Origin of the sequence: Janthinobacterium sp. SUN128, assembly GCF_030587275.1 — a bacterium.
GTDB classification, from domain to species: Bacteria; Pseudomonadota; Gammaproteobacteria; order Burkholderiales; family Burkholderiaceae_D; genus Janthinobacterium; species Janthinobacterium lividum.
In genome coordinates this window covers 488,753-513,169 of sequence record NZ_JAPWHY010000002.1, presented here as the reverse complement: position 1 = coordinate 513,169, position 24,417 = coordinate 488,753, and the positions used below count along the sequence as shown (strand labels likewise).

17 protein-coding genes are annotated in these 24,417 nt (G+C 60.1%); 12 read left to right on the top strand and 5 right to left on the bottom strand.

The window, feature by feature from the left end:
- The first annotated feature begins 196 nt into the window (after positions 1–196).
- Together O3297_RS22205 and O3297_RS22200 are read left to right on the top strand one after the other, a co-directional pair.
- The gene (locus O3297_RS22205) at positions 197–3,325 is read left to right on the top strand and encodes a transglycosylase domain-containing protein (RefSeq protein ID WP_305050152.1); all 3,129 of its coding nucleotides are present in this window, start codon (positions 197–199) and stop codon (positions 3,323–3,325) included.
- 60 nt (positions 3,326–3,385) lie between these two features.
- A complete protein-coding gene (locus O3297_RS22200) occupies positions 3,386–3,766 on the top strand; it encodes a hypothetical protein (RefSeq protein ID WP_305050151.1) in 381 nt (126 codons plus the stop codon).
- On the opposite strand, the gene O3297_RS22195 is transcribed toward O3297_RS22200, so the two are convergent.
- Entirely contained in the window at positions 3,763–4,368 is a 606-nt protein-coding gene (locus O3297_RS22195) for a glutathione S-transferase family protein (RefSeq protein ID WP_092611824.1), read from the bottom strand. The two genes, O3297_RS22200 and O3297_RS22195, sit on opposite strands and share 4 nt — an antisense overlap.
- A 130-nt stretch (positions 4,369–4,498) precedes the next feature.
- Between O3297_RS22195 and O3297_RS22190 the strand changes: the two genes are divergently transcribed.
- The gene (locus tag O3297_RS22190) at positions 4,499–5,851 is read left to right on the top strand and encodes a TAXI family TRAP transporter solute-binding subunit (RefSeq protein WP_305050150.1); all 1,353 of its coding nucleotides are present in this window, start codon (positions 4,499–4,501) and stop codon (positions 5,849–5,851) included.
- A 13-nt stretch (positions 5,852–5,864) separates the two neighbouring features.
- On the opposite strand, the gene O3297_RS22185 is transcribed toward O3297_RS22190, so the two are convergent.
- From O3297_RS22185 to O3297_RS22175, 3 genes are all read right to left on the bottom strand, one after another.
- Positions 5,865–6,149: an XRE family transcriptional regulator gene (locus O3297_RS22185; protein ID WP_077400232.1), complete on the bottom strand. Its 285-nt coding sequence runs from the start codon at positions 6,147–6,149 to the stop codon at positions 5,865–5,867.
- The gene (locus O3297_RS22180; RefSeq protein ID WP_305050147.1) at positions 6,146–6,505 is read right to left on the bottom strand and encodes a type II toxin-antitoxin system RelE/ParE family toxin; all 360 of its coding nucleotides are present in this window, start codon (positions 6,503–6,505) and stop codon (positions 6,146–6,148) included. The genes O3297_RS22185 and O3297_RS22180 overlap by 4 nt, the downstream gene beginning before the upstream one ends.
- A gap of 169 nt (positions 6,506–6,674) precedes the next feature.
- The gene (locus O3297_RS22175; protein ID WP_092611821.1) at positions 6,675–7,136 is read right to left on the bottom strand and encodes a rhodanese-like domain-containing protein; all 462 of its coding nucleotides are present in this window, start codon (positions 7,134–7,136) and stop codon (positions 6,675–6,677) included.
- Between the two features lie 384 nt (positions 7,137–7,520).
- Here O3297_RS22175 and glnA point away from each other — a divergent pair, with 384 nt between their 5' ends.
- The 7 genes from glnA to O3297_RS22140 all read left to right on the top strand — a co-directional run bounded on the left by glnA (position 7,521) and on the right by O3297_RS22140 (position 17,967).
- Positions 7,521–8,936 carry a type I glutamate--ammonia ligase gene (gene glnA / locus O3297_RS22170; RefSeq protein ID WP_029496182.1) on the top strand — a complete coding sequence of 472 codons (1,416 nt, stop codon included), beginning with the start codon at positions 7,521–7,523 and terminating at the stop codon, positions 8,934–8,936.
- Between the two features lie 184 nt (positions 8,937–9,120).
- A complete protein-coding gene (locus O3297_RS22165; RefSeq protein WP_052140138.1) occupies positions 9,121–9,603 on the top strand; it encodes a DUF4124 domain-containing protein in 483 nt (160 codons plus the stop codon).
- A gap of 5 nt (positions 9,604–9,608) precedes the next feature.
- Positions 9,609–10,697 carry a nitrogen regulation protein NR(II) gene (gene glnL, locus O3297_RS22160; RefSeq protein ID WP_305050146.1) on the top strand — a complete coding sequence of 363 codons (1,089 nt, stop codon included), beginning with the start codon at positions 9,609–9,611 and terminating at the stop codon, positions 10,695–10,697.
- Positions 10,698–10,745: 48 nt separating this feature from the next.
- A complete protein-coding gene (gene ntrC, locus O3297_RS22155; protein ID WP_034782485.1) occupies positions 10,746–12,236 on the top strand; it encodes a nitrogen regulation protein NR(I) in 1,491 nt (496 codons plus the stop codon).
- Positions 12,237–12,375: 139 nt separating this feature from the next.
- Entirely contained in the window at positions 12,376–13,341 is a 966-nt protein-coding gene (gene corA / locus O3297_RS22150; RefSeq protein WP_034760218.1) for a magnesium/cobalt transporter CorA, read from the top strand.
- 134 nt (positions 13,342–13,475) lie between these two features.
- Entirely contained in the window at positions 13,476–14,849 is a 1,374-nt protein-coding gene (locus tag O3297_RS22145) for a GAF domain-containing sensor histidine kinase (protein ID WP_305050143.1), read from the top strand.
- Between the two features lie 301 nt (positions 14,850–15,150).
- Positions 15,151–17,967: a TonB-dependent siderophore receptor gene (locus O3297_RS22140; RefSeq protein ID WP_254672132.1), complete on the top strand. Its 2,817-nt coding sequence runs from the start codon at positions 15,151–15,153 to the stop codon at positions 17,965–17,967.
- Between the two features lie 77 nt (positions 17,968–18,044).
- On the opposite strand, the gene O3297_RS22135 is transcribed toward O3297_RS22140, so the two are convergent.
- Positions 18,045–19,676, bottom strand: coding sequence for an NAD(P)/FAD-dependent oxidoreductase (locus O3297_RS22135; RefSeq protein ID WP_305050141.1), 1,632 nt, complete (start codon positions 19,674–19,676; stop codon positions 18,045–18,047).
- Here O3297_RS22135 and O3297_RS22130 point away from each other — a divergent pair.
- Together O3297_RS22130 and O3297_RS22125 are read left to right on the top strand one after the other, a co-directional pair.
- The gene (locus O3297_RS22130) at positions 19,675–20,025 is read left to right on the top strand and encodes a hypothetical protein (protein WP_151092914.1); all 351 of its coding nucleotides are present in this window, start codon (positions 19,675–19,677) and stop codon (positions 20,023–20,025) included. The two genes, O3297_RS22135 and O3297_RS22130, sit on opposite strands and share 2 nt — an antisense overlap.
- 740 nt (positions 20,026–20,765) lie before the next feature.
- Positions 20,766–23,762, top strand: a complete 2,997-nt coding sequence (locus O3297_RS22125; protein WP_305050138.1) for a carboxypeptidase regulatory-like domain-containing protein — start codon at positions 20,766–20,768, stop codon at positions 23,760–23,762.
- Positions 23,763–24,417: the final 655 nt, after the last annotated feature.

Below are 24,417 nucleotides of genomic sequence, written 5' to 3'. Positions count from 1 at the left end.
GAACAGGAGCCTGGCGTGTCAAACGCGGGGTTGCCTGCCTGTGCAGTAGCGTGTTTTTTTGATTCACCGGTATGGACATCATGTTAAGCAAGCTTTGTCGTGACCGGCCCTGGCCGGCCCTGGTCTTATCCCGCGCGGAGCGGTATCGCTACCGCATTTCCCGCGCCGTCCAAACCCAACCTTACCCCAGCATCCCATGAAAGACACAGGCGTCAATCTGGCCGCGCAAGAGCGGCCCCCCTCTGATCCACTCTCCGACACGGGCGCCGAGGCACCGCCGCCGGCGCGCCCGCCGAAGAAGCGCCGTTCGCGCATCTGGCCCATCTTTGCCATCATCGTGCTGGCGCTGATCGCCGGCGCGGCGTGGTTCGTCATGCGCGAAGTGCGCACCTCGGCCCTGCAGGCGGAGTTTTTCACGCGCCTGGACCGCCAGCTGGCGTTCAAGGTCGAGCCTGGCCCGGCACCGGCGGGCGCCATCCGCTATCCCCAGCACGGCCCCTATGACGAGCGGCTCGGCTATGCCAGCCTGCCGGATTTTATTAGCAAGCTCAATGCGCGCGACTATGAAGTGACGGCGCAGGCGCGCATGTCGCCGAAAATGGTGCAACTGGTCGACCGGGGCATCTTTGCCACGTATCACGAGAAAAACCGCGCCGGACTGACTATCCTCGATTGCCGCGCCGCGCCCCTGTTCGCGGCCAGCTATCCCGAGCGCATGTTCGACGGCTTTGCCGAAGCGCCGCCCGCGCTCGTGCAAAGCCTGCTGTTCATCGAAAACCGCGAATTGCTCGACCCGGGCACGCCCGAGCGCAATCCCGCCGTGGAATGGGACCGCCTGAGCAAGGCTGTCCTCGACAAGGCGCTGAACCTGTTCGGCGGCCACCGCAGTGGCGGCGGCAGCACTCTGGCTACCCAAATTGAAAAATACCGGCATTCGGAAGACGGCCGCACCAGTTCCATGCAGGACAAGTTGCTGCAGATGATTTCGGCCAGCCTGCGCTCGTACCAGGATGGCGAAAACACCATGGAAGCGCGGCGCAAGATCGTCGTCAATTACCTCAATACCGTGCCGCTGTCGGCAAAGAGCGGTTTTGGCGAAGTCAACGGCATTGGCGACGGCATGTGGGTCTGGTATGGCAGGCCATTTGCCGAAGTGAAGACTTTGCTCAAGGGTAATATGGACCAGCCGGGCAGCGCGCTGGCTTACAAGCAGGCGCTGAGCCTCTTGATCGCGCAGCGCCGTCCATCGCATTACCTGGTGGCCGGCGGCGCCGACCTGGAAGAATTGACCAACAGCCATCTGCGCCTGCTGGCGCAAGCGGGCGTGATTTCGCCGCAGCTGCGCAATGCGGCCATCGCCGAGAAGCTGCGTCCGTCGACGGCGTCCGGCGTGCAATCGGAAGCATCGACCTCGTTTGTCACGCGCAAGGCCTCGAATGCCGTGCGCAATCACCTGGCCAGCATGCTGGGCGACCCGCGCTTGTACAACCTCGACCGCCTCGACCTGAAAGTGGTCAGCACGCTCGACGCGCAGGCGCAAAACGCCGTCACCAAGGTCTTGCGCGAGTTGCGCGATCCGGAGGTGGCGAAAGCGGCCGGCCTGACGGGCAAGGGCATGCTGGGCAATGGCGACCCGGCCAACGTGGTCTACAGCTTTACCCTGCTGCAAAAGGGCGATCAAGCCAACTTGCTGCGCGTGCAGACGGATAACTACGACCAGCCGCTCGACATCAACGAAGGCGCCAAGCTGGACCTCGGTTCCACGGCCAAGCTGCGCACCCTCGTGACGTATATGGACATCATCGACCAGTTGCACCAGCGCTACAGCGGCATGGGCGCCGCCGAGCTGAATAAGATCGCTGTCGATCCCAAGGACATGCTGTCGCAGTGGGCGATTGCCTATCTGAAACCGTTGGCACTTGGCGAGGTGCGCAACCTGCCGGCCATGCTGGCGGCCGCCATGGAACGCAAATATTCGGGCAACCCGGGCGAAGGCTTCTTCACGGGCGGCGGCTTGCACCATTTCGGCAACTTCTCCAAGCTCGATGACAGTCGCATCATGACGGTGCAGCAGGCGCTGCGCCAGTCGACCAACCTGGTGTTCGTGCGCCTGATGCGCGACGTGGCCCGCTATTACATGTTTTCGCGTCCCGATTCGTCCGCATCCCTGCTGGCGGACGCGGACGATCCACGCCGGGCCCAGTACCTGAGCCGTTTTGCCGACAAGGAAGGGCGCGAATTCCTGCACCGCTTCTACCAGAAGTACCGCGGCAAGAGCGTCGACGAGCAGGAAAAGATTTTGTTGGCCAGTATCCGCCCGACCCCCGTGCGCCTGGCCAATATCTTCCGCACCGTGAATCCGAAGGGGACCGTGGCGGAATTCGGCGATTTCCTCAATGCCAACTTGACGTCGCAAAACGAAGTACCGCCCGAACGCGTCGCCAAGATGTACCAGCAGTACGCGATGGAAAACTGGTCGCTGGCCGACCGTGGCTACCTGGCCAATGTGCATCCGCTGGAACTGTGGATGGTGGCGTATCTGCGCCAGCACGAAGGTTCCACCCTGTCGCAGATGGTGGCGGCCAGCGAGAAGGAACGCCAGGAAGTCTATAAATGGCTGTTCAATACGCACCGCAAGCATGCGCAGGATCGCCGCATCGCCAACTTGCTGGAAGTGGAAGGGTTCCTGGAAATCCACCGCCAGTGGAAGAAGATGGGCTATCCATTCGACTCGCTCGTGCCGTCGTACGCGACGACCCTGGGCGCATCGGCCGACCGTCCCGCCGCACTGGCCGAGTTGATGGGCATCATCATCAACGATGGCGTGCGTAAACCGAGCGTGCGCATCGATTCCATGCACTTCGCCGCCAATACGCCATACGACACCATGGTCAAGCGTGGCAGCAAGGTGGAAGCTGAGCAAGTGCTGTCGCCGGACGTGGCCAAGGCAGTGGCCAAGGCCATCCGCGAAGTGGTGTCGGACGGTACGGCGAAACGGGCGAAGACGGCGTTTGTCGGCGCCGATGGCGTGCCGATCCCCATGGGCGGCAAGACGGGTACGGGCGACCAGCGCTTCGACGTGTACGGCGCCGGTGGCCGTCTGATCGAGTCGCGCTATGTGAACCGCTCGGCGACATTTGTGTTCAATATCGGTGAGCGCTTCTATGGCAGCATGACGGCGTATGTGCGCGGACCGGAATCGAAGAACTATGACTTCACCAGCGCCTTGCCCGTGCAACTGCTGGTGTCCCTGGCGCCGAGTTTGATGCCGCTGATCGAGGCGCCCGCGCCGGCCGAAGGCGTGGCCAAGCAGTGCACGAATTAAAAGTATCTGGCTTGTGTGAACGCCGGCCTGCAAGGCCGGCGTTTTTTTTGGGGAGTGGAATTGGACAAGACGCAGCAGATTTTTCAGCAATACCACCGCTTTGACGATGGATCACTGGTGTCGATGGAACAGATGTACCAGCCCCAAGGCGTGCAGGCCGTGCGCATCGTCTTGTACGCAAGAAATCATGGGTTGGAAGGCAATGTCTGGCGCAAAGTCGCCATCACGGTGGGAGAAGTGCAGGAAGTACTGGTCAGGACGCCGGGCAACTTCATCAACCGCATCTGCTGCGGCGTGAAGTTGCTGCGTTTCGGCGATGTCTGGTGCGTCGATATCGACGGCACGTATGCGCACGACGACCCGGCGACCCTTGAGGAAGTGCGCCGCGATGGCGATTGCTATGTCATCGGCGGCACGGTCGAGGCAATCGAACTCGATTAGCCGGCAAATACGGCCGTTTTACCTTCCAGGCGCGCGTGATACGCGGCGATGGCCGGATAGTCGGGGTGCTGCATGGGCGCCATCAGCCAGCGCTTGACGGACAGGCCCAGCACGATATCGGCCAGGGTAAACGCTTCGCCGCAGACGAAGGCGCCCGTGCGCTGCAGCTGCTGTTCCAGCACGCCCATCATCTTGTTCCATCCGGCAATACCGGCCGCCAGTTGCGCCGCATCCTGGTGGGCCGGGCTGTGGCGCACCAGCGACATGAAGGCGTAGCGCCAGCTGTTGTTCAAATCACCCATTTGCCAGTCCATCCATTTTTCCACTTCCGCGCGGGCACGCGGATTACTCGGCAGCAAGTCGTCGCGGCCCGCCTGGGCGCACAGGTAGCGGCAAATCGTGTTTGATTCCCACAGCACCAGGTCGCCATCGAGTAGCACGGGTACCATGGCGTTCGGGTTCAAGGCGAGAAAGGCCGGGTCGTCCGTGCTGCGAAAGCCGCTGCCCCAGTCTTCGCGTTCATACGGCAGGTCGAGTTCCTCGCACGTCCACAGGACTTTACGGACATTGATCGAAGCGGCTTTTCCAAGAATTTTCAGCATGCGGGACTCCATAGGCAGGTGGGCGATCCAGAACTGTAGCGGAATTGGCCGCGCCGCGCATGTGAAAGTGCCTTGCATAGTTGGGCTTTTCTTGGCATCGTAGCCACCCATGAAACCTATGCGCCACCACATGTCCAAAATCCTCGCGTTCAGCCGCTTTTCCGTGCGCGACTTCCTCGCCACCGCCGGTCCCACCTTGCTGCTGGTCGGCGCGTTTTGCGCGCTCGCTTACTGGCTGGTCGACCCCGCGCCGCCACGCCAAGTGAGCCTGTCGACGGGGCAGGACAATAGCGCGTATGAAGAGTTCGGCAAGAAATATGCGGCCACCCTGGCCAAGCACGGCATCAAGGTGACCTTGCAACCGTCGCTGGGTTCGCAGGAAAACCTGCAGCGTTTGAACGCGGGCAAGACCGATATCGCCTTCGTGCAAAGTGGCTCGACGGAACATGACGATGCCGAGCGCCACGGCCTCATTTCCCTGGGCAGCCTGTTTACGGAACCCGTCTGGCTGTTCTTGCGCGAAGACAAGGCCGTGACGGAGCTGACGCAACTGAAGGGCATGAAGATCAACCTGGGGCCGGAAGGCACGGGCGTGCCCGGCCTGTTCCGGCAATTGCTGTCCGTAAATGGCGTCGAAGCCAAGGACTTGACGGTGAGCGACTTGCAGAACACGCCTGCCACGGTGGAGCTGCTGGAAGGGCGCATCGACGGTCTCGTGTTCAGCTCGGCGCCGGAAGCGCCGCTGATCCAGATGCTGCTGCAAACGCCGGGCATCAAGCTGTTTGACTTTTCACAGGCGGAAGCGTACACGCGGCGCCTGCCTTTCCTTACGCACGTCGTCTTGCCGCGAGGCATCGTCGACCTGGGGCAGAACATTCCCGCGCAGGATTATCATTTGATCGCGCCAACGGCCACCCTGGTCGCGCGCGAAGACTTGCATCCTGCCCTGGTCGACCTGTTCGTGCAGGCGGCGGCCGGCATCCATGGCGGCACGGGCTGGTTTCAGCAGCAGGGACAGTTCCCATCCGCGCGCTACACGGAGATTCCCGTGGCACCGGAAGCGCTGAAATTCTACAAGGATGGCGCGCCTGTGCTGCAGCGCTACATGAGTTTCTGGCTGGCCAATTTCTTTGACCGCATGTGGGTGCTGGTGGTGGCGCTGGGCGCCTTGATCCTGCCCCTGTCGCGCGTGGTGCCGCCCCTGTACGTGTGGCGCATACGCTCGCGCGTGTACCGCTGGTACGGCCAGCTGCGCACGGTGGAGCAGGCGCTGGAAGACGTGCCGGAAGCGCAGCGTGCGCAAGTCTATGCGGCGCAATTGCAACGGCTGGACCAGATCGAGGAAATGGTCAATCAGATCTCGATTCCCCTGTCGTTTGCAGATGGCCTGTATGGCTTGCGCAGCCACATCAATTTCGTGCGCAAGCGCATCCTGACGCTGATGGGCGAGCATCCAGTCGCGGAGGCGGGAGAGCCGGCCTGAACGTTGAACCCGCTTAAACGAGGGTGATCGACAGCTTGCGCCCGACCAGCGCGGCGGCCCGCTCCAGGGTGGAGAGCGTCACGTCGCTGCTGGGGTCGAGCAGGCGGTCGAGTTGCGAACGGCTCGTCTGCAGCAGGGCCGCCATGCGCGTCTTCGACAGCGATTGTTCCTGCATGGCCTGCGTCAGTTGCCAGGCGATCACTTCCTTGATGGCACGGGTTTGCGTTTGCTCAAAGATGCCTTCTTCCTTGAGGAAGTCGTCGAGACTGCTGCCGAGGTGGGGAGCGGTGGCGTTCATGTCAGTTCCTTGTGGCGTTTGCGAGCCAGCGCCAGATCGTCGTCCGGCGTGGCGCGGGTTTTCTTGATAAAGCCGTGCAGCGCCACCAGGCAATCGCCGTGATGGCAGATCAGCACGCGCGCGAAACGGTTGCCGGGGTTGCCGGGCAAGCTGCTGCGCACTTCCGACACACCGTGCCCCAAGTGGCGGCACAGGGGCATGCCCACGGGCCAGCGCCATTGCGCATGCATCAAGTCTTGCCCGATCACATGACGCTCTTCGATGGGTAAGGATTTGAGCCAGTCGCGCACGGGTTCGCCGCCATTGCCGTTCGCATAGAACAGCAGGGTAATCTGCCGCAAGCCGGAAGCATCCATGACGCACCTCTACGTTGTACTATATAAGGTACATGTTCGCAAGGAGAATCGGCGCCGCTCTTGAAAAATCGGCGCGCATGGATGGTTGTAGCCGATGGCGGACCGCATGGTGGCCCGCCAGATCAAACACTGTTCAGATAATCAAGCGGTCAGCATCAAGCGGCCAGTGTCAGGCGCCCAGCCACGGCAACCCCGCCTTGCACCAGCCGCCGATCTGCTTGCGGTGGCCATCGGCGTCCTTGTCGCCCTCAAAACCTTCGAGGATGTCGAAGCAGTTCATGTAGCCGTGCTCCGTCGCCAGCTTGGCGGCATGGCGCGAACGCACGCCGGAGCGGCACAGGAACAGCAGCACCTCATCCTTGCCGGCCTGGGCGGCCAGTTGCGCGAGGAAATCGGGATTCGGTACGCCACCCGGGTAGGTGGCCCACTGCACCGCACCATGCTGGGTATCGGCGATGTCGACCCGGCCGACCCAGTCGCGCTCGGCATTCGTGCGCACATCGATGAGCTTGGCGGCAGCGTCGCCTTGCAGCAGGTCGTACGCTTCCTGCGGCGTGACGGCGCCGGCATAGGGCGTGCCTTCATTGGCCCGGCTGCGGGCGGTGGTCAGGATGTCGGCGGCGGTAGTCATGGCGTCCTCGATGAAAGTGGGCAGGTGTGTACGATTATAGTGCGCCGTCCGCGCCCCGCAAACGGGAAACCATGGCGCACAGTCTTTGCACCACAACGAGGCATTTTCCAGAAATTCATACAAAATGCACGATAATGGTGCGTTATTCGTTTTTTGCACTTGCATAGTGCATTCTTGATTTGACGCAAACGCAGCAGGAAAATCGCGGGCATGAAACTTTCACTGGGATGGCAGTAATTTTGTGGCCGGCCCCAGGGGGCTCCTGGAGCTGGCATGGAATCTGCTATGATCCTTATGAGTTTTGGTGGCACGCAATGTTTGCTTCGCTTCATCAGCCCAGACGCACTAAGGTCGGCTCACCCCACATTCATTTAGGAGATACGCATGGCAATGACAGCCGCAGAAGTCTTGAAGATGGTAGAAGAAAACGAAGTCAAATTCGTTGATTTCCGCTTTGCTGATACCCGTGGTAAAGAGCAGCACGTGACGGTTCCCGTGTCGCACTTCGACATGGACAAATTCGAGTCGGGCCACGCCTTTGACGGTTCTTCGATCGCTGGCTGGAAAGGCATTGAAGCGTCCGACATGATCTTGCTGCCGGATCCAAACACGGCCAATATCGACCCGTTCATGGAAGAAACGACCTTGTTCATGCAGTGCGACGTGATCGAACCGTCGGACGGCAAGGGCTATGACCGCGACCCGCGCTCGATCGCGAAACGCGCCGAAGCCTACCTGAAATCGTCGGGCATGGGCGACACCGCCTACTTCGGCCCTGAGCCGGAATTCTTCATCTTCGACAGCGTGCGCTGGAAGATCGACATGTCGGGCTGCTTCGTCAAGATCGGTTCGGACGAAGGTTCGTGGTCGACCGGCAAGGACATCGAAGGCGGCAACAGCGGCCACCGTCCTACCGTCAAGGGCGGTTACTTCCCGGTGCCACCAGTGGACAGCTTCCAGGACATGCGTTCGGAAATGTGCCTGATCCTTGAGTCCTTGGGCATCCCGGTTGAGGTACATCATCACGAAGTGGCCGGCGCCGGCCAGAATGAAATCGGCACCAAGTTCTCGACCCTGGTCGAGCGCGCCGACTGGACGCAAAACCTGAAATACGTGGTGTGGAACGTGGCGCACAGCTATGGCAAGACCGCCACCTTCATGCCGAAACCTATCGTTGGCGACAACGGTTCGGGCATGCACGTGCATCAATCCGTATGGAAAGATGGCAAAAACCTGTTCGCTGGCGACGGCTATGCCGGCCTGTCCGATTTCGCCCTGTACTACATCGGCGGCATCATCAAGCATGCCAAGGCACTGAACGCGATCACGAATCCGGGCACCAACTCGTACAAGCGTCTGGTACCAGGCTACGAAGCCCCAGTGAAACTGGCGTACTCGGCGAAAAACCGTTCCGCCTCGATCCGCATCCCGCACGTGGCCAATCCAAAAGGCCGCCGCGTCGAAGCGCGCTTCCCGGACCCACTGGCGAACCCGTACCTGTGCTTCGCCGCACTGCTGATGGCTGGCCTGGACGGCGTTGCCAACAAGATCCATCCAGGCGAAGCCGCCTCGAAAGATCTGTACCATCTGCCGCCGGAAGAAGACGCACTGATCCCGACCGTGTGCGCTTCGCTGGAAGAAGCTCTGGACGCACTGGACAAGGACCGCGAGTTCCTGACCCGTGGCGGCGTGTTCAGCGATTCGATGATCGACGCTTACCTGGAACTGAAAATGCAGGACGTACAGCGCATGCGCATGACCACGCATCCTGCCGAGTTCGACATGTACTACTCGCTGTAATGGCGCCACGCCGGCAATGTGCCGGTAGTGAATAAAAAACGCGGGTGAGGCGATGGTCTTGCCCGCGTTTTTTTTATGCAGTACGCCAAGGCGGTGATCGTGCGGTGTTGTATAGTCGGCCCAGGAACGATGCGGCATGTGCCGACAGGAGTGAAGATTGACCAAGCATTACAGAATGGCGCTGATGGCAGGATTGCTGGGCGCGGCGGCACAGGCGCACGGGCAGCTGTATGTGTGCGCCGATGCGCAAGGACACAAGACGTACACGGACAAGCGGGCTGGCGCGCATTGCCAGCTGCTCGATTTACCGGGCGCCATGACGGAGCCGCCACGCAAGACGGCGCCGCTGGCCGGCGCGCCTGCCCGGCCCGCCATGCAGGCGGCGGCCACCGCGGCGCCTGCCGCCGGCGCGTTTCCCAAGGTCGATGGCGCCGAGCAGCGCGCGCGCGACCTGGACCGGCGCCAGATCCTGCAGGACGAATTGCGCAGCGAAGAGCAGAAACTGGCGGCACAGCGCCTGGAGTTCAACGCCGGCCAGCCCGAGCGCCAGGGCAATGAGCGCAACTATGCGAAATACCAGGAACGGGTGGCGCAATTGAAGGACAACATTAGCCGAACACAGCAGAACGTCGAGGCCCTGAAACGCGAGATCGCGAATATTCGGTAAAGCACATGACACCAGACAACCATTCCAGCCGTCCCGCCCACCTGGCCGGCCTTGATTTGCTCGCTTCAGCCGTGATCCTGATCGATGGCGACGGCCGCATCAGCTATGCCAACGCGGCGGCGGAAAACCTGCTGGAAAGCTCATTGAAAGCCCTGTCGCGGCAAAAGCTGACGGCGCTGTTCCTCAATCCCGACGAGCTGTCCGGTATTTGCGCGCAGGCGCTCGAACATAAATTTTCCGACTTGCGGCAGGACCTGAGCCTGGAACGCCTGGGGCGCGAACCGCTGCGCGTGCACAGCATCATCAGCGCGCTCGACGCGCCGCGCGACGGCGTGCTGATCGAGTTGCGCGAAAACGTGCAGCAGCTAAAGCTCGACCGCGAGGAGCGCATCCTCGACCAGAGCCAGGTCAACAAGGAGCTGATCCGTAACCTGGCGCATGAAATCAAGAACCCGCTGGGAGGCATCCGCGGCGCGGCCCAGCTGCTGGAGCTGGAATTGCCGGCCCTGCACCTGAGCGAGCTGCGCGAATACACGCAAGTCATCATCAAGGAAGCGGACCGCCTGCAAACCCTGGTCGACCGCCTGCTGGCGCCGCACCGCCGCCCGCATATCGTGGGCGACGTGAATATCCACGAAGTGTGCGAGCGCGTGCGCAGCCTGATCCTGGCCGAATTTCCCAGTGGCTTGACTATTTCGCGCGATTACGATGCCTCGATCCCCGAGTTTCGCGGCGACAAGGAACAATTGATACAAACCGTGCTCAACATCGCGCACAACGCGGCGCAAGCCCTGGCCGAGCGCATCGAGGCGGGCGATGCGGAGCTGATTTTCAAGACGCGCGTGGCGCGCCAGGTGACCTTGGCCAAGGTCCGTTACGGCCTGGCATTAGACTTGCATATCATTGACAATGGACCGGGCATCGCACCCCAGATCCGCGACCGGATTTTCTACCCGCTGGTGTCGGGCAGGGAAGGCGGCAGCGGGTTGGGACTGACCTTGGCGCAAACCTTCGTGCAACAGCACCTGGGCGTGATCGAGTGCGAAAGCCGGCCTGGATACACCGATTTCAGGATCGTTCTACCCTTGCCATAAGCGAGGAGGTATCCCACCCATGAAATCCATTGCGGGACGTACACACTAATGAAGCCAATCTGGATAGTTGACGACGACGAATCAATCCGCTGGGTGCTGGAAAAAGCCCTGGCGCGGGAAAATCTCGCCACCAAGAGTTTTGCCAATGCGCGCGACGCCATCGCCGCACTGGAATTTGACACGCCGCAAGTGCTCGTGTCCGATATCCGCATGCCGGGCGCATCCGGCCTGGAATTGCTGCAGACGGTCAAGTCGCGTTTTCCCGGCTTGCCGGTCATCATCATCACGGCCTTTTCCGACCTCGATTCGGCCGTCGCAGCCTTCCAGGGCGGCGCCTTCGAATACCTGGCCAAGCCCTTCGACATCGACAAGGCTGTCGAGCTGATCCGCCGCGCGCTGGAAGAAAGCCTGCGCGAGACCAGCGTCGAGTCGGGCCCGTCCGAAACGCCGGAAATCCTCGGCCAGGCGCCAGCCATGCAGGAAGTCTTCCGCGCCATCGGCCGCCTGTCGCAATCGAATGTGACCGTGCTGATCACGGGCGAATCCGGTTCCGGCAAGGAACTCGTGGCGCGCGCGCTGCACAAGCACAGCCCGCGCGCGGCGCAGCCTTTCATTGCCCTCAACACGGCGGCGATCCCGAAGGATTTGCTGGAGTCCGAACTGTTCGGCCACGAACGGGGCGCATTTACGGGCGCGCAAACGACGCGCCGGGGCCGCTTCGAGCAAGCCGAGAACGGCACTTTGTTCCTCGATGAAATCGGCGACATGCCGTTCGACCTGCAGACGCGCTTGCTGCGCGTGCTGTCCGACGGCCATTTCTACCGCGTCGGCGGGCATCAGCCCATGAAGGCGAACGTGCGCGTCATTACCGCCACGCACCAGAATCTCGAGCAGCGCGTGCGCGACGGCCTGTTCCGCGAAGACTTGTATCACCGCCTGAACGTGATCCGCCTGCGCCTGCCCAGTTTGAGGGAGCGGCGCGAGGATATCCCCATCCTGGTGCGCCACTTCCTGGTGCAAAGCGCGCGCCAGCTGGGCGTGGAAGCCAAGCGCATGAGCGAGCCGACGATGCAGTTCCTCAGCAGCCTCGATTTGCCAGGCAATGTGCGCCAGCTGGAAAACCTGTGCAACTGGATCACCGTCATGGCGCCGGGCCAGACGGTGGAAATCAAGGACTTGCCGCTGGAATTGACGCAGGGGCAGGGCGATGGCGCGGCCACCGCGGCGGCGGGCGAAGCTGCGCCGGCGGCCGTGGCTCATCCGCATGGCGGCCAGGTCTTCGAGGCGGCCGCACCCGCCAACGGCGCGCCGCCGGGCTGGATTGGTTTACTGGAATTGCAGGCGGCCGGCATGCTGGGGGCAGGGCAACAGGAAGTCATGGCCGTGCTGGGACGCCAGTTCGAGTCGGCCCTGATCAAGACGGCGCTCAAGCATACGCACGGGCGCAAGAACGATGCCGCCGTGCGCCTGGGCATCGGCCGCAACACCATCACCCGCAAGATATCCGAACTGGGCATCGACGGCGCCAAGGACGATTGATGTCTTGCCGGACGGGGGCTCCCCCGTCCGCTTTTTCTTGCGGTGTTCCTTGCACGCCACAACACCCACAGCAGGCGATAAGGTAAGCTGGCGCCTGCCGGACTGTTTCGTCCGGTGTTAACTTGAACTGTGGAATAGCATGCTCATAAACTGCGTGGCCTACCAGGATGGCAAAAAACTGGCCGACTTGCCGATCGACGATATCAGCGACTACGTCGAGCGCCCCGATTGCTTCGTCTGGGTAGCCCTGCTCGACGCTACGCCGGACGAGCTGAAACAGATGCAGCACGAGTTTTGCCTGCATGAACTGGCGGTGGAAGACGCGCAAAGGGGTCACCAGCGCCCGAAGATCGAGGAATATGGCGATTCCCTGTTTGCCGTCGTGAAAACCGTGGAAATGGTCGAGAACGAACTGGTGTTGGGCGAAGTCGACATTTTCGTGGGCGCCAATTACGTGCTTTCGTCGCGCAGCAACAGCTCGCAAGGGTTCCTTGGCGTCCGTGCGCGCGCCGAGCGTGAACCGCACTTGCTGCGTCAGGGCTCGGCCTTTGTGCTGTATGCGCTGATGGACGCCGTCGTCGACCGTTACTTTCCCGTGCTCGACGCGCTGGAATCGGAACTGGAATTGATCGAGGACCGCATCTTCGACCGTGGCACCGAGCGCGACAATATCGAACGCCTGTATCAATTGAAGCGCAAGGTCATGGTCTTGCGCCACGTGGTGGCGCCCCTGATGGAAGCGGTGGGCAAGCTGCACGGTGGCCGCGTGCCGCCGCTGTGCCACGATACCCAGGAGTATTTCCGTGACGTGCATGACCATCTGGCGCGCATCAACGGCACGCTCGACACCATCCGCGACACGATCAGCACGGCGATTCAGGTGAATCTGTCGATGGTGGCCATCGACGAGAGCGAAGTGAACAAGCAATTGGCGGCCTGGGCCGCTATTTTCGCCGTGTTCACGGCGTTTGCCGGCATCTGGGGCATGAACTTCAAGTTCATGCCGGAGCTGGATTGGCATTATGGCTACCCGGCCGCCGTGGCAGTGATGAGCTGTGTCTGCGGTTATATGTATTACTTGTTCAAGCGTTCCGGCTGGCTATAAAAAATTCCTGTGTATCTGTATTATTAAACAATAGCCAGGGGTACAATCGCGGCAGGTCCGCTGGGGCGGGCCATGGCTGAGAGTCGCCGCGCCGGCAAGTGTGCCTGCGCTTCCGGTGCTGCGCAGGAGCATTCATGAGTATTCCGTTGTTTGATGTGAATTCGCAAGAACCCCTGTTCGATGCCGAGCAGCGGCGCACCCTGGCGGAAGCGGCGCTGCGCTCGATTACCGCCTCGACGGCGCATGCCCGTGGCGACGACTTCCTGCGCATCCTCGTCAAGGACCTGGCCGAAGCGCTCGACGTGCGCTATGTGATCGCCGGGCGGCTGGTGCGCCTGGACGACGGCAGCGAAGGCATCCGCACCCTCGCCCTGTGGGGTGGCGACGGCTACCAGCCGAATATCGAATACAGCCTGCAGCACACGCCTTGCCAGGACGTGACTTGCCAGAGCATGTGTTTTCATGGCAGCGACATCCAGCGTCGCTTTCCATTCGATAGCCTCCTCGTCGACATGCGGGCGGAAAGCTATGTCGGCATGCCGCTGATCGATACCGATGGCAAGACCCTGGGCATCCTGTCGGCCATCGACACGCGGCCCATCGATGAAAACAAGCGCTTGCTGGCGCTGCTGCTGCTGTCGATCTTCTCGGCGCGCGGCGCGGCCGAGCTGCAGCACCAGGAGCGCACCCAGCAGCTGGAAGAAATCGTGCGCGTGCGCACCGAGTCGCTGCTGGCGGCGCAAGCGAACCTGATCGAGCAGGAACAGATGGCGGCGCTCGGTTCGCTGGTGGCCGGTGTCTCGCATGAAGTCAACACGCCCATCGGCGTGGCGCTGACGGCGGCATCGAGCATGGGCAGCTATGCCGACCAGCTGGTGCAGCTGCTGGGCGGCGCCAAGGTCAGCCGCGCCGAACTGATCGACATTGCCGAATCCTTGAAAGGCGCGGCCGCCCTGGTCGAGCGCAACCTGGCGCGCGCTGCCGACCTGATCGGCAATTTCAAGCAGCTGGCAGTGGACCAGGTCAGCGAATACGTGGCCGACCTGGCCCTGCACGACTATGTGCACGGCCTGGTATCGGCGCACAGTCCGGAACTGCGCAAGGCTGCGCTCGGCGTGGAACTCGATATCGCCCCCGATTGCCAGGTGCGCCTGGCGGCCGGCAAGCTGTCGCAAATCCTTTCGAACCTGCTGATGAATAGCGCCCGCCATGGCTATCCGCAGGGCGGGCCGGGGCGCATCACGATACGCGCGCGCATCGAGGCGGATGACACTGACGCGGCTGCGCGCTGGCTGCTGCTGGATTTTTCCGACGACGGCATCGGCCTGGCGCCGGCCGTGCGCGAGCATATGTTCGAACCGTTTTTCACCACCAAGCGTGGCCAGGGCGGCTCCGGCCTGGGCATGCACATCGTCTATACGATCGTGCAGCAGCTGGGCGGCCAGGTGTGCGCCATCGACAGCACTCCCGGCTGTCATATACAGATCAGGCTGCCGCTGGCCGGCTGACGCCGCGCGGCTTCCCGGGCTCCCGGGAAAGACCGCCTATCCCTTTTCATCCCTGCTTTTCACATGTTGTATGTACGCCATACGCATGCTGAGTTCTGTTGACACTCATATTGTTGCTGTGATTCTATGTAGTTGTCTAGTTGACTTTTAGTCGTCTGGAGTCGCTCTGTACAACTGTCCCAGCGAAATTCGCGGCACTCGATCGCAGTGCCGTGCGAGGCGTTTCCTTTAGATGAACGAGTGCAATCCGGGTCGAAAATCCGGAGTCATATATAACCGTACAAATGAAAAAGGGTTCACCATGCTTAAAGAAACCGTCATCTCTCGTGCCGTTCGCATCGTCTGCGCCGGTGGTGTAGCTGCCGCCATGTCCGTTGTTTCGCAGTCCGCGATTGCACAAGATGCACAGGCTGCCGATACGCAGATCCAGCGCGTGGAAGTCACGGGCTCGTCGATCAAGCGCATCGCCGCCGAAGGCGCCTTGCCAGTCACCGTCCTTACCGCTGAAGCCATCCGCACTTCGGGCGCCACTTCGGTCACCGATCTGGTCAAGAAACTCTCTTCCGCCCAGGGCGCCACCAGCGAAAGTTCCTCGGTGGGCGGCAGCACCTTTGGTTTCTCCGGCATTTCCGTGCATAACGTGGGTGAGACGCGTACGCTCGTCTTGCTGAACGGTAAACGCCTGGCCCAGTTCGGCGGCCAGACGCTGACCGGTTTTGCCGCCGGTTTCGATTTGAATTCGATTCCCATTTCAGCCATTCAGCGCGTCGAACTGCTGACCGACGGCGCCTCCGCGCTGTACGGCGCCGACGCCATTGCCGGCGTGGTCAACTTCATTACCAAGCACGACACGACTGAAGGCGATGTGTCCATCGGCTACTCCGCACCAAAAAACGGTGCGCGCGAGAAACGCATCAGCGCCACCAAGGGCTTTGGCAACCTGGAAGACGATGGCTACAATGTGGTGCTGACCTTTGGCCACGACGAGCGCGACAAGCTCGCTTCCGTCGACCGCAAGTTCGCCAGCACGGGCAAGGTGCAATTCTCGGCCAACGGCAAGCGTTATCAGAAGCAGCAATTCTCCGCCAGCCCGATTCCGGCCAATGCCACCGATGACAATGGCCAGTTGATCAGTCCTTTCCAGAAGAGCAACGGATCCTGTCCCGAGAAGACGTTCCGCGTGATCGAACCGTATAACGATGGCAGCGGCCTGGTCGATGACTACTGTGGCTACGATTTCACCAAGGATCTGGAAATCTATCCGGAACGCAAGCGTGACAACTTCATGGCCTCGGGCACGTTCAAGATTGCCGGCCACGAAGTGTTTGCGGACGTGCTGCTGTCGCGCACCAAGCAAACCTCGCGTATCGCGCCCGTCCCTGGCGCCATTGCCGTGGATGCAGGTACGCCCCTGCATGACAAGTATTTATTGCCAATCGGTATTACTGGCGACAGCACGGCTTTTTACCGGCTGTTCGACATGGGCCAGCGTACCTCGAAGGATACGGCTGACTTCGCCAGCGTGGTGGTCGGTACGCGCGGCGTCGCTGCCGGCTGGGATTACAACGCCTCGTACAACTTCTCGGAAAGCCGCGTAAAAGGCAGTATTTCCGGCTATCCTGGTGCCATCGCCGTCAATAATCTCACGTCAAGCGGCTTGCTCGATCCCTTCGTCGGCCCGGGCAAGCAGTCCACTGCGGCGCAGGAAGCCATCAAAAGCGCCACTTTCTCCGGTTACTGGGATGGCGGCACCTCGCGTTTGCAAACCATCAATTTGAATGGGTCGACGGAAGTGCGGCGTTTGGCTGGCGGCGCCATGATGTTGGGCGTGGGCGCCAACATCAACCGCGAGGAATTCTCGGCCAAGCCGAGCCCGTTTGCGCAAGGCATCCTGGCCGATCCCGTAAAAGGCACCTTGTGCGGCGGTACGACGGGCCTGGAATGCGACCAGCGTTTCGGCGACGCGGCCAGCAGCCAGCCATACAGCGCAAGCCGCACCTCGAAGGGCATCTTTGGCGAAGTTATCGCACCTGTGCTGAAAGAACTGGAACTGGGCGCGGCCTTGCGTTTCGATGACTTCTCGGACTTCGGCGGCGCCACCACGGCCAAGGCCAGCTTCAAGTGGACACCGGCGCCCACCTTGCTGATCCGCGGTTCGGTCGGTAATGGCTTCCATGCGCCGACCGTGCCGCAAGTGAATGCCTTGCAGCGCGGCTATGGTGTCACCAGCGACAAGTACACGTGCTCGCCAGCCTTGCAAGCCATCGCCACGCGTCTGAATGCACAATGCCAGCCAGGCAATCGCCAGTACGATCAGCTGGCCGGCGGCAACCGCGACTTGCAGCCCGAGAAATCGAAACAGGCGACCATCGGTTTCCGTTACGAGCCGATCAGCGCCATCACCCTGGGCGCCGACCTGTGGCATGTGCAGATCCGCGATTCCTTCGGCCAGCTGACGGAACAGCTGGTATTCGCCAATCCGGCCAACTTCCCGAAATCCTGGGGCGTCAACAAGGACGTGGGCACGGGGACGACCTACCTGGCCTTCCTGGCGGATAACCAGAACCTCGGTAAATCGTTTGCCACCGGTGTCGATATCGACGTCAGCGCCCGTTACCGCTCCGGCATCGGCCTGTTCACGTCGCAGCTGAACGCGACGCAGATGCTGCGCGAGGATGTGCAGCTGGAACGCGATGGCCAATATTATTCGGCACTGGGCAACTTCGCCGATCTGGGCACGGTGACTTTCCGCACGCGCGGCCAGTGGACGAATACCCTGAAAACGGGCAACTGGGCCAATTCGCTGACGGTCAACTTCCTGTCCGGCTACAAGGACCAGGAAACGTCGGTCGACGTGCTTGACGCTTCGGGCGCAGTGACGGGCCAGGAAAAGATCCGCATGAAAGTGGGCTTCTATTCGACGCTTGACTGGCAAACGGTATGGACGCCCAGCAAGAGCTGGGTCCTCACCGCAGGCGTGCTGAACCTGACCGACAAGAGCCCGCCATTCGTGCCATCGACGTCCGGCGCGAACCGCGGCCAGCAATTCGGCTATGACGACCGCTACTACGATCCGCGCGGCCGCACTGGCTACCTGAATGCCTCGTACAAGTTTTAAACAGCGCGCAGGCGTAAAAAAAACCGGCACATGGTGCCGGTTTTTTTTCGTCACGCTGCAGGGCGGGGACAGCGTGCTTAGCCGCGCGCCGCCATCGACAGGGCCACCGCTTCAGCCACCTTGATGCCATCGACGGCCGCCGACAGGATGCCGCCCGCATAGCCGGCGCCTTCGCCCGCAGGGAACAGTCCCCGTGTATTCAGGCTTTGCAGGTCGTCGTCGCGGCGCTTGATGCGGATCGGCGAAGAGGTGCGCGTTTCCACGCCCGTCAGCACGGCGTCGGCCTTGTAATAGCCCTTGATCTGTTTGTTGAACGCCGGAAACGCTTCGCGCAGGGCCGTGATCGCGTATTCGGGCAGCGAAGGGGCCAGGTCCGTCAAGTGTACGGCCGGCTTGTACGATGGCACCACGCTGCCAAATTCGGTCGAGGCGCGGCCTGCGACGAAGTCGCCGACCAATTGCCCTGGCGCATCGTAGTTGCCGCCTCCCAGGGCAAACGCGCGCTCTTCCAGTTCGCGTTGCAGGGCGATGCCGGCCAGCGGGTCGCCCGGATAGTCGGCCGGCGTGATGCCGACCACGATGGCGCTGTTGGCGTTGCGCTCGTTGCGCGAATACTGGCTCATGCCGTTCGTCACCAGGCGACCCGGTTCGGAAGCGGCCGCCACCACGGTGCCGCCCGGGCACATGCAGAAGCTGTAGACGGAACGGCCATTGCTGGCGTGGTGCACGAGCTTGTAGTCGGCCGCACCCAGGATCGGGTGGCCCGCGCTGGGGCCGAAGCGGCAGCTGTCGATCAGGGATTGCGGGTGTTCCACGCGGAAGCCGATCGAAAACGGTTTCGCTTCGATGTACACGCCGCGGCGGTGCAGCATCTCGAAGGTGTCGCGCGCGCTGTGGCCGATGGCCAGCACGACGTGGTTGCTGGCGATGGTTTCGCCATTGTCCAGCATCACGCCACGCACCTGGCCGCCATCGGCACCCGGCACGATGTCGAGATCGACCACTTTGCTGCTGAAGCGGTATTCGCCGCCCAGCCGTTCGATATTGGCGCGCATTTCTTCCACCATCTTGACCAGGCGGAAGGTGCCGATGTGCGGTTTGCTCACGTACATGATTTCTTCAGGCGCGCCCGCCTTCACGAATTCCGTCAAGACCTTGCGGCCGTAGTGCTTGGGGTCCTTGATCTGGCTGTACAGCTTGCCGTCGGAAAAGGTGCCGGCGCCGCCTTCGCCGAACTGCACGTTCGATTCCGGGTTCAGTTCGCGCTTGCGCCAGAAACCGAAGGTGTCGACCGTGCGTTCGCGCACCTGCTTGCCCCGCTCCAGGATGAGGGGGCGCAAGCCCATCTGCGCCAGGATCAGCGCCACAAACAGGCCGCAGGGGCCCGTGCCGATGACGATGGGGCGCGGTTCATTGGTGTGGCCGGCCAGCTGTTCGCCGCCGGCGACGAATTTGTAGTCGGTGTCGGGCGCGGGCATCAGGTGCACGTCGTGCTGCAGGCGCGCCAGCACGGCGGCCTCGTTCCTGACTTCGACGTGCAGCGAGTAAATCAACACCACGGCGCTGCGCTTGCGCGCGTCATAGCTGCGTTTGAAGACGGTAAAGCTGAGCAAATCGGCGGCGGCTATGCCCAGGCGCGCCAGGATGGCGGCGGGCAGGGCCGCTTCGTCGTGTTCAAGGGGGAGTTTTACTTCGTTGAGTCGCAGCATGGTGAATATCCGAAAAATGCAGGGCTCCGTATCTAGCGGAGAGTGTGTGGTGCCGCGTGAGGGCATCCGGGCGCTATTTTACCTCCACAGCGCTCACTGCTTCGTTTACAGGAGCTTTTTTTGGGGTGCAAAGGCACGTGTGCCGTCTGTGCGCATTGTCGCCACAATGCCATGGCGGGACCTGGAGCTGTTTTCTGGCTGCTACAAACTGGTGCAAATCGGTGCGTTGCTGGTGCGTCCGCTGCTCCTTGTTGGGGCGCGCAAATCCGAGCCTTATTTTTCAGGTAAATTTGTGTTGCTTTTTTGTTGTGGCAAGCTGATTTTGTTGACGCCTTGCCATTGCGTGTGATTTGATAGTGTTTTGTTTCTTGTCGGCGCAATTCTGTATCTTTGTTTCGCCCTCATTCCAGGAAGTGAGCAGCGTTGTCTTTTGCCGCTGCGGTTTCCTCAATTGGGGCGGGATTCTATTTTGAGACTATGATAAGGAATTTATTCTATATAGATCCATTCCTGAGAAAATATGTTTGTTTATTGCGAGGTGGATATGCAATATATTCTGCCTCATCTCGTAAAATGATTTCGTCTTGCGCCTAATCTATTTTGCGGGCTCTTTGTATTCATCTTTTTTATAGCGAGCTCTTCCAGCGGTTTTCTAATTCCATTGGCGCAAAGCCACTGTTTGCAGTCATTCCAAGTAAGTTTGATTATCGTCCGCGAATGTTTTCATTCAGCCAGGGCGCTTTTTCCGTGTCTATTTATTGGGTAAATTGAAGTGTTGCGTCAATATAACAGTTTCTCTAATTTTATTGACCAGTTCGATTCAATATGTTCCGATGTGCCATTCTGTTTTATTTTGCGTATGCAAAGTGGAGACCGAGAGGATGTCTTGTGTGGCGGGATGGCAAGGCGATGAGAGTAGAAAGCGTTTAAAAACGCATAAGCGTGAGTGAAAAACTCCTTTACCAAAGCAGTATTACTGCGCTCATATAAATAATAGGGAATGACATGTTGAGAAAAACTGTAATAGCACGTGCATTAACGATCGCTTTCAGCGCATCGGTATTGAGCGTTGCGATTGTTCCAGCGGTAATGGCACAGTCGAATGCCACGGGCAATATCATCGGCAAGATCGCGCCGGATGCCAGCGCGTCGGTGCAGATCGTCGGTTCTGACAATGGTTTCAAACGGACCATTTCGCCCGATGCAAGTGGTACTTTCCGCATCACCTCCCTGCCAGTTGGCAACTACAAGGTGACCTTGCTGAAAGGCTCTTCCGTCGTCAGCACTCAGGATGTGGAAGTGCGCATCGGCCAGGAAAGCGAAGTGGCGCTGCAGCAAGTGCAAACCGTGAACGTGACGAGCCGCCGCCGCGCGATCGATGTCACCAGTTCCAATTCCGGCTCCTCCTTCAATTCGCGCGAACTGGCTACCCTGCCACTGGCGCCTACGGTTGCCAACATCGTGCAACTGGCAGGCGGCACCACGCGCGCCGACTCGCGCTACGGCAACAACGCCGCCAGCTTTGGCGGCTCGAGCGCGTCGGAAAATGCGGCGTACATCAACGGTTTCCCTGTCACCAACAGCCTGTATCAGGTTGGCTACTCTTCCCTGCCTTTCGGCTCGATTGCTGAAGCACAAATCATTACCGGCGGCTACGGCGCCGAATTCGGTCGTTCGACAGGTGGCGTGGTCAATATCACCACCAAGAGCGGCACGAATAACTGGGAATTCGGTGCCGGCTTTACCTACGCGCCGGATTCGCTGCGCGGCAAGGCCAAGAACATCATGTTCCCGAATACGGGCGCCAATCCCAAGACGGATGGCAAGATCTACAACTACCGCGAAGGCGACAAGCTGACCGAGAAGGTCTACAACGCCTATGTCAGCGGCCCGCTGATCAAGGACAAGCTGTTCATCTATCTGGGTGGTGAATTTACCAAGATGGACCGCGAAACGGCGCGTCTGGCATCGACCAGCACGGTGAATAACCAGACTGGCTGGCTGGTACAGAAATCCGACGTACCGCGCTATATCGCCAAGATCGACTGGAATATCACCGACAACAACCGTCTCGAATACACGCATATTTCGGACGAGTCGAATGTCAACGATCAATACTACGGCTTCAACTACGACACCAAGCAGCGCGGCTATGTGCAGAACGGCGGCGCCAGATTCAAGAACTATTCGGCAGGTGTGCTGTTCCTCAACGCCACCGGCGCCGCGCTGGCGGCAGCCCAGGGTTCCAATATCGACATCCTCAAGCTGACCAGCTATGTGACCGACGATTTTACCGTGCAGGCCCTGATCGGCCAGGCCAAGACGCAACGCGAGCAAAATCCGTTCGGCTACATTCCAGGCTTGCGTCCTGTCGTTGCCTCCCCGGACAACCAGGTGCCAGGCGTGAATTACCAGCCTAGCCAGGTGCAGGGTTTCAGCTCGGCCCTGTTGCGCGACGGTGCGCAAGACACCAACCGCGGTTATCGCCTGGACCTGGAATACAAACTGGCCAAGCAGCATACGATACGCGGCGGTCTTGACCACAACAAGATCAATGCCCTGAACGGTACGGAAGCGGCCGGCGGCGGTACCTGGACTTACCTGAAAACCAATCCGAACACGGTATTGTCTGGCCACAATATGTCGCCGGCAGCTGGTGGCGGTTATGGCGCTCAAGGTTACTATGTGCGTGAAAACCTGCAGCGCGGCGGCTCCACCCCGACCGTCGAGCAGTCGGCGCAATACATCGAGGACCGCTATCAAGCCACCGAAAACCTGGTCGTGACCCTGGGCTTGCGCAATGAGTCGTTCAAGAATATGAACGGTATCGGTGAAACCTTCGTGGAACAGAAAAACATGCTGGCGCCGCGCTTGAATGCGGCCTGGAATGTGTATGGCGACGGTTCCCTGAAAGTCTTCGGTACGGCTGGCCGCTACTTCATGCAATTGCCGGCCAACATGGCCGTACGTTTTGCTGGCGCTTCGCTGAACACCGACCGCTTCTACACCTATACCGGCGTCAATCCAACTACCGGTGCACCGCTGGGCTTGAACCCGATCAGCAATGTCGTGTCGGCTAACAATGAATTTGGCCAGGAAAAACGCGCCAATGAATTGGCTGCAACCAACTTGAAGGCCCACTTCCAGGACGAGATCAACCTGGGCTTCGAGAAGGCGCTGACGCCTGATTTCAACGGCGGCATCAAGTTTACCTATCGTAAGCTGAAAAACACGATCGATGACTACTCGGATCCGCGCGCCATTTCCGCCAAGCTGACGGGCGCTGAAAAAGAGTACTTCGACGACCATGGCTGGAACGGCGCCCTGTTCAATCCAGGCAAGGACAACACCTTCATGATCCCTGTGGGACCAAACGGTGCGCAACGCGCGGTGACGATTACGGCTGCCGATGCAGGCTTCCCGGAAAAAGCCAAGCGTACCTACACGGCGCTGGAATTCATGCTGGAACATCCGATGCGCAATGGCTGGTATGGCAAGATGAACTACACGTGGTCGCGCAGCGAAGGCAATCAGGAAGGCCAGACCAAATCGGATAACGGCCAGGCCGACGTGGGCTTCAGCTCGGGATGGGACTTCCCGGAAACGATGGTCAACGGCAGCGGCTTGTTGCCGAACAACCGTACGCACCAGTTGAAAACCTACGGCTACTATGAGTTCACGAGCCAGTTCGGCGTCGGTGGCAACTTGCTGGTGGCAACGGGCCGTCCAATGTCGCGTACTTGCAATATCCCGGCGTCCATGGATCAACAAGGCTTGGGCTTGTCGCAATACGGCTCGATCTTCTTCCTGTGCCCAACGGGTCCGAACGGCCGTGGCGCATACGGCACACTGCCAACGGAAATGCGCCTGGACTTGAACTTCATCTACAAGCCAGAGCAAATCAAAGGCATCGTGTTAAAAGTCGACGTGCTGAACGCAACCAACCGTCAAGTGGCGCAATCCATTGACGAGGCCTACAACACCAGCGCCGCCGGCACTGCCGTCAGCCCTACGGCTGGCATGGTCAACGCGTATTCGAACCCGCGCACCGTGCGTTTGTCGGCTCAATACAGTCACAAGTTCTGATGTAGTTCCATCCTTTCTGGTTGACAGTTGTCAGCCGGTGGAGGCTGGGATACACAGGCAAGCGTAGGCGTTTCTGTCGCCCCGCAAGCTGCGAAGCTTGCGGGGCGTTTTCTTGATCGTGTCACCGTCAGGTCGGTCATGCTCCCAACGTTGCGTTCAATAACTTTTCTGGCGAACGGAAAACGCCTGATGAAGGGAATCGCCTGCTACAAATGCCATGAGAATGTTGTTTTATGTGCATAGTCATGTCAGATATATGTTCTGGATTGACAATGTTGCATTGCCGTGCTCAACTGTGATCTTGCAATGACTTTCGTTTGGATAGTCGTCTCCTGGCGTCTGTGTCATCTGCATTGTGTCTCCTGCCGCCTACCCTCCGCACCACTTCCTCGCACATGTCGGCACGCTGTTTTTGCGTTCTGAAATGTGAAAAATTTCCTTACTGTTGTAATTAAGTGTAACTGTTCTACATATATTTGACACTTTATGCTGATAAATGTTTTTATATGTCTTCTAGGCAAAATGTTTATCGCATTTTGTGCAAACAAGCCGGGAGGTGAACGGCGAACCTAGACCGGGTTGCCAAGGAAATTGAACCCAAAATTTCCTTGGTCAACAGTCAGTTGCATAAGAGCAGGCTGTGAGAGTGGCTTGT

Excerpts from the sequence above, each read along its gene's own strand:
- O3297_RS22205 (WP_305050152.1), top strand. The coding sequence starts at position 197 with ATGAAAGACACAGGCGTCAATCTGGCCGCGCAAGAGCGGCCCCCCTCT.
- O3297_RS22195 (WP_092611824.1), bottom strand. The coding sequence starts at position 4,368 with ATGCTGAAAATTCTTGGAAAAGCCGCTTCGATCAATGTCCGTAAAGTC.
- O3297_RS22190 (WP_305050150.1), top strand. The coding sequence starts at position 4,499 with ATGTCCAAAATCCTCGCGTTCAGCCGCTTTTCCGTGCGCGACTTCCTC.
- O3297_RS22185 (WP_077400232.1), bottom strand. The coding sequence starts at position 6,149 with ATGAACGCCACCGCTCCCCACCTCGGCAGCAGTCTCGACGACTTCCTC.
- O3297_RS22180 (WP_305050147.1), bottom strand. The coding sequence starts at position 6,505 with ATGGATGCTTCCGGCTTGCGGCAGATTACCCTGCTGTTCTATGCGAAC.
- O3297_RS22175 (WP_092611821.1), bottom strand. The coding sequence starts at position 7,136 with ATGACTACCGCCGCCGACATCCTGACCACCGCCCGCAGCCGGGCCAAT.
- glnA (WP_029496182.1), top strand. The coding sequence starts at position 7,521 with ATGGCAATGACAGCCGCAGAAGTCTTGAAGATGGTAGAAGAAAACGAA.
- O3297_RS22165 (WP_052140138.1), top strand. The coding sequence starts at position 9,121 with ATGGCAGGATTGCTGGGCGCGGCGGCACAGGCGCACGGGCAGCTGTAT.
- glnL (WP_305050146.1), top strand. The coding sequence starts at position 9,609 with ATGACACCAGACAACCATTCCAGCCGTCCCGCCCACCTGGCCGGCCTT.
- ntrC (WP_034782485.1), top strand. The coding sequence starts at position 10,746 with ATGAAGCCAATCTGGATAGTTGACGACGACGAATCAATCCGCTGGGTG.
- corA (WP_034760218.1), top strand. The coding sequence starts at position 12,376 with ATGCTCATAAACTGCGTGGCCTACCAGGATGGCAAAAAACTGGCCGAC.
- O3297_RS22145 (WP_305050143.1), top strand. The coding sequence starts at position 13,476 with ATGAGTATTCCGTTGTTTGATGTGAATTCGCAAGAACCCCTGTTCGAT.
- O3297_RS22140 (WP_254672132.1), top strand. The coding sequence starts at position 15,151 with ATGCTTAAAGAAACCGTCATCTCTCGTGCCGTTCGCATCGTCTGCGCC.
- O3297_RS22130 (WP_151092914.1), top strand. The coding sequence starts at position 19,675 with ATGGTGAATATCCGAAAAATGCAGGGCTCCGTATCTAGCGGAGAGTGT.
- O3297_RS22135 (WP_305050141.1), bottom strand. The coding sequence starts at position 19,676 with ATGCTGCGACTCAACGAAGTAAAACTCCCCCTTGAACACGACGAAGCG.
- O3297_RS22125 (WP_305050138.1), top strand. The coding sequence starts at position 20,766 with ATGGCACAGTCGAATGCCACGGGCAATATCATCGGCAAGATCGCGCCG.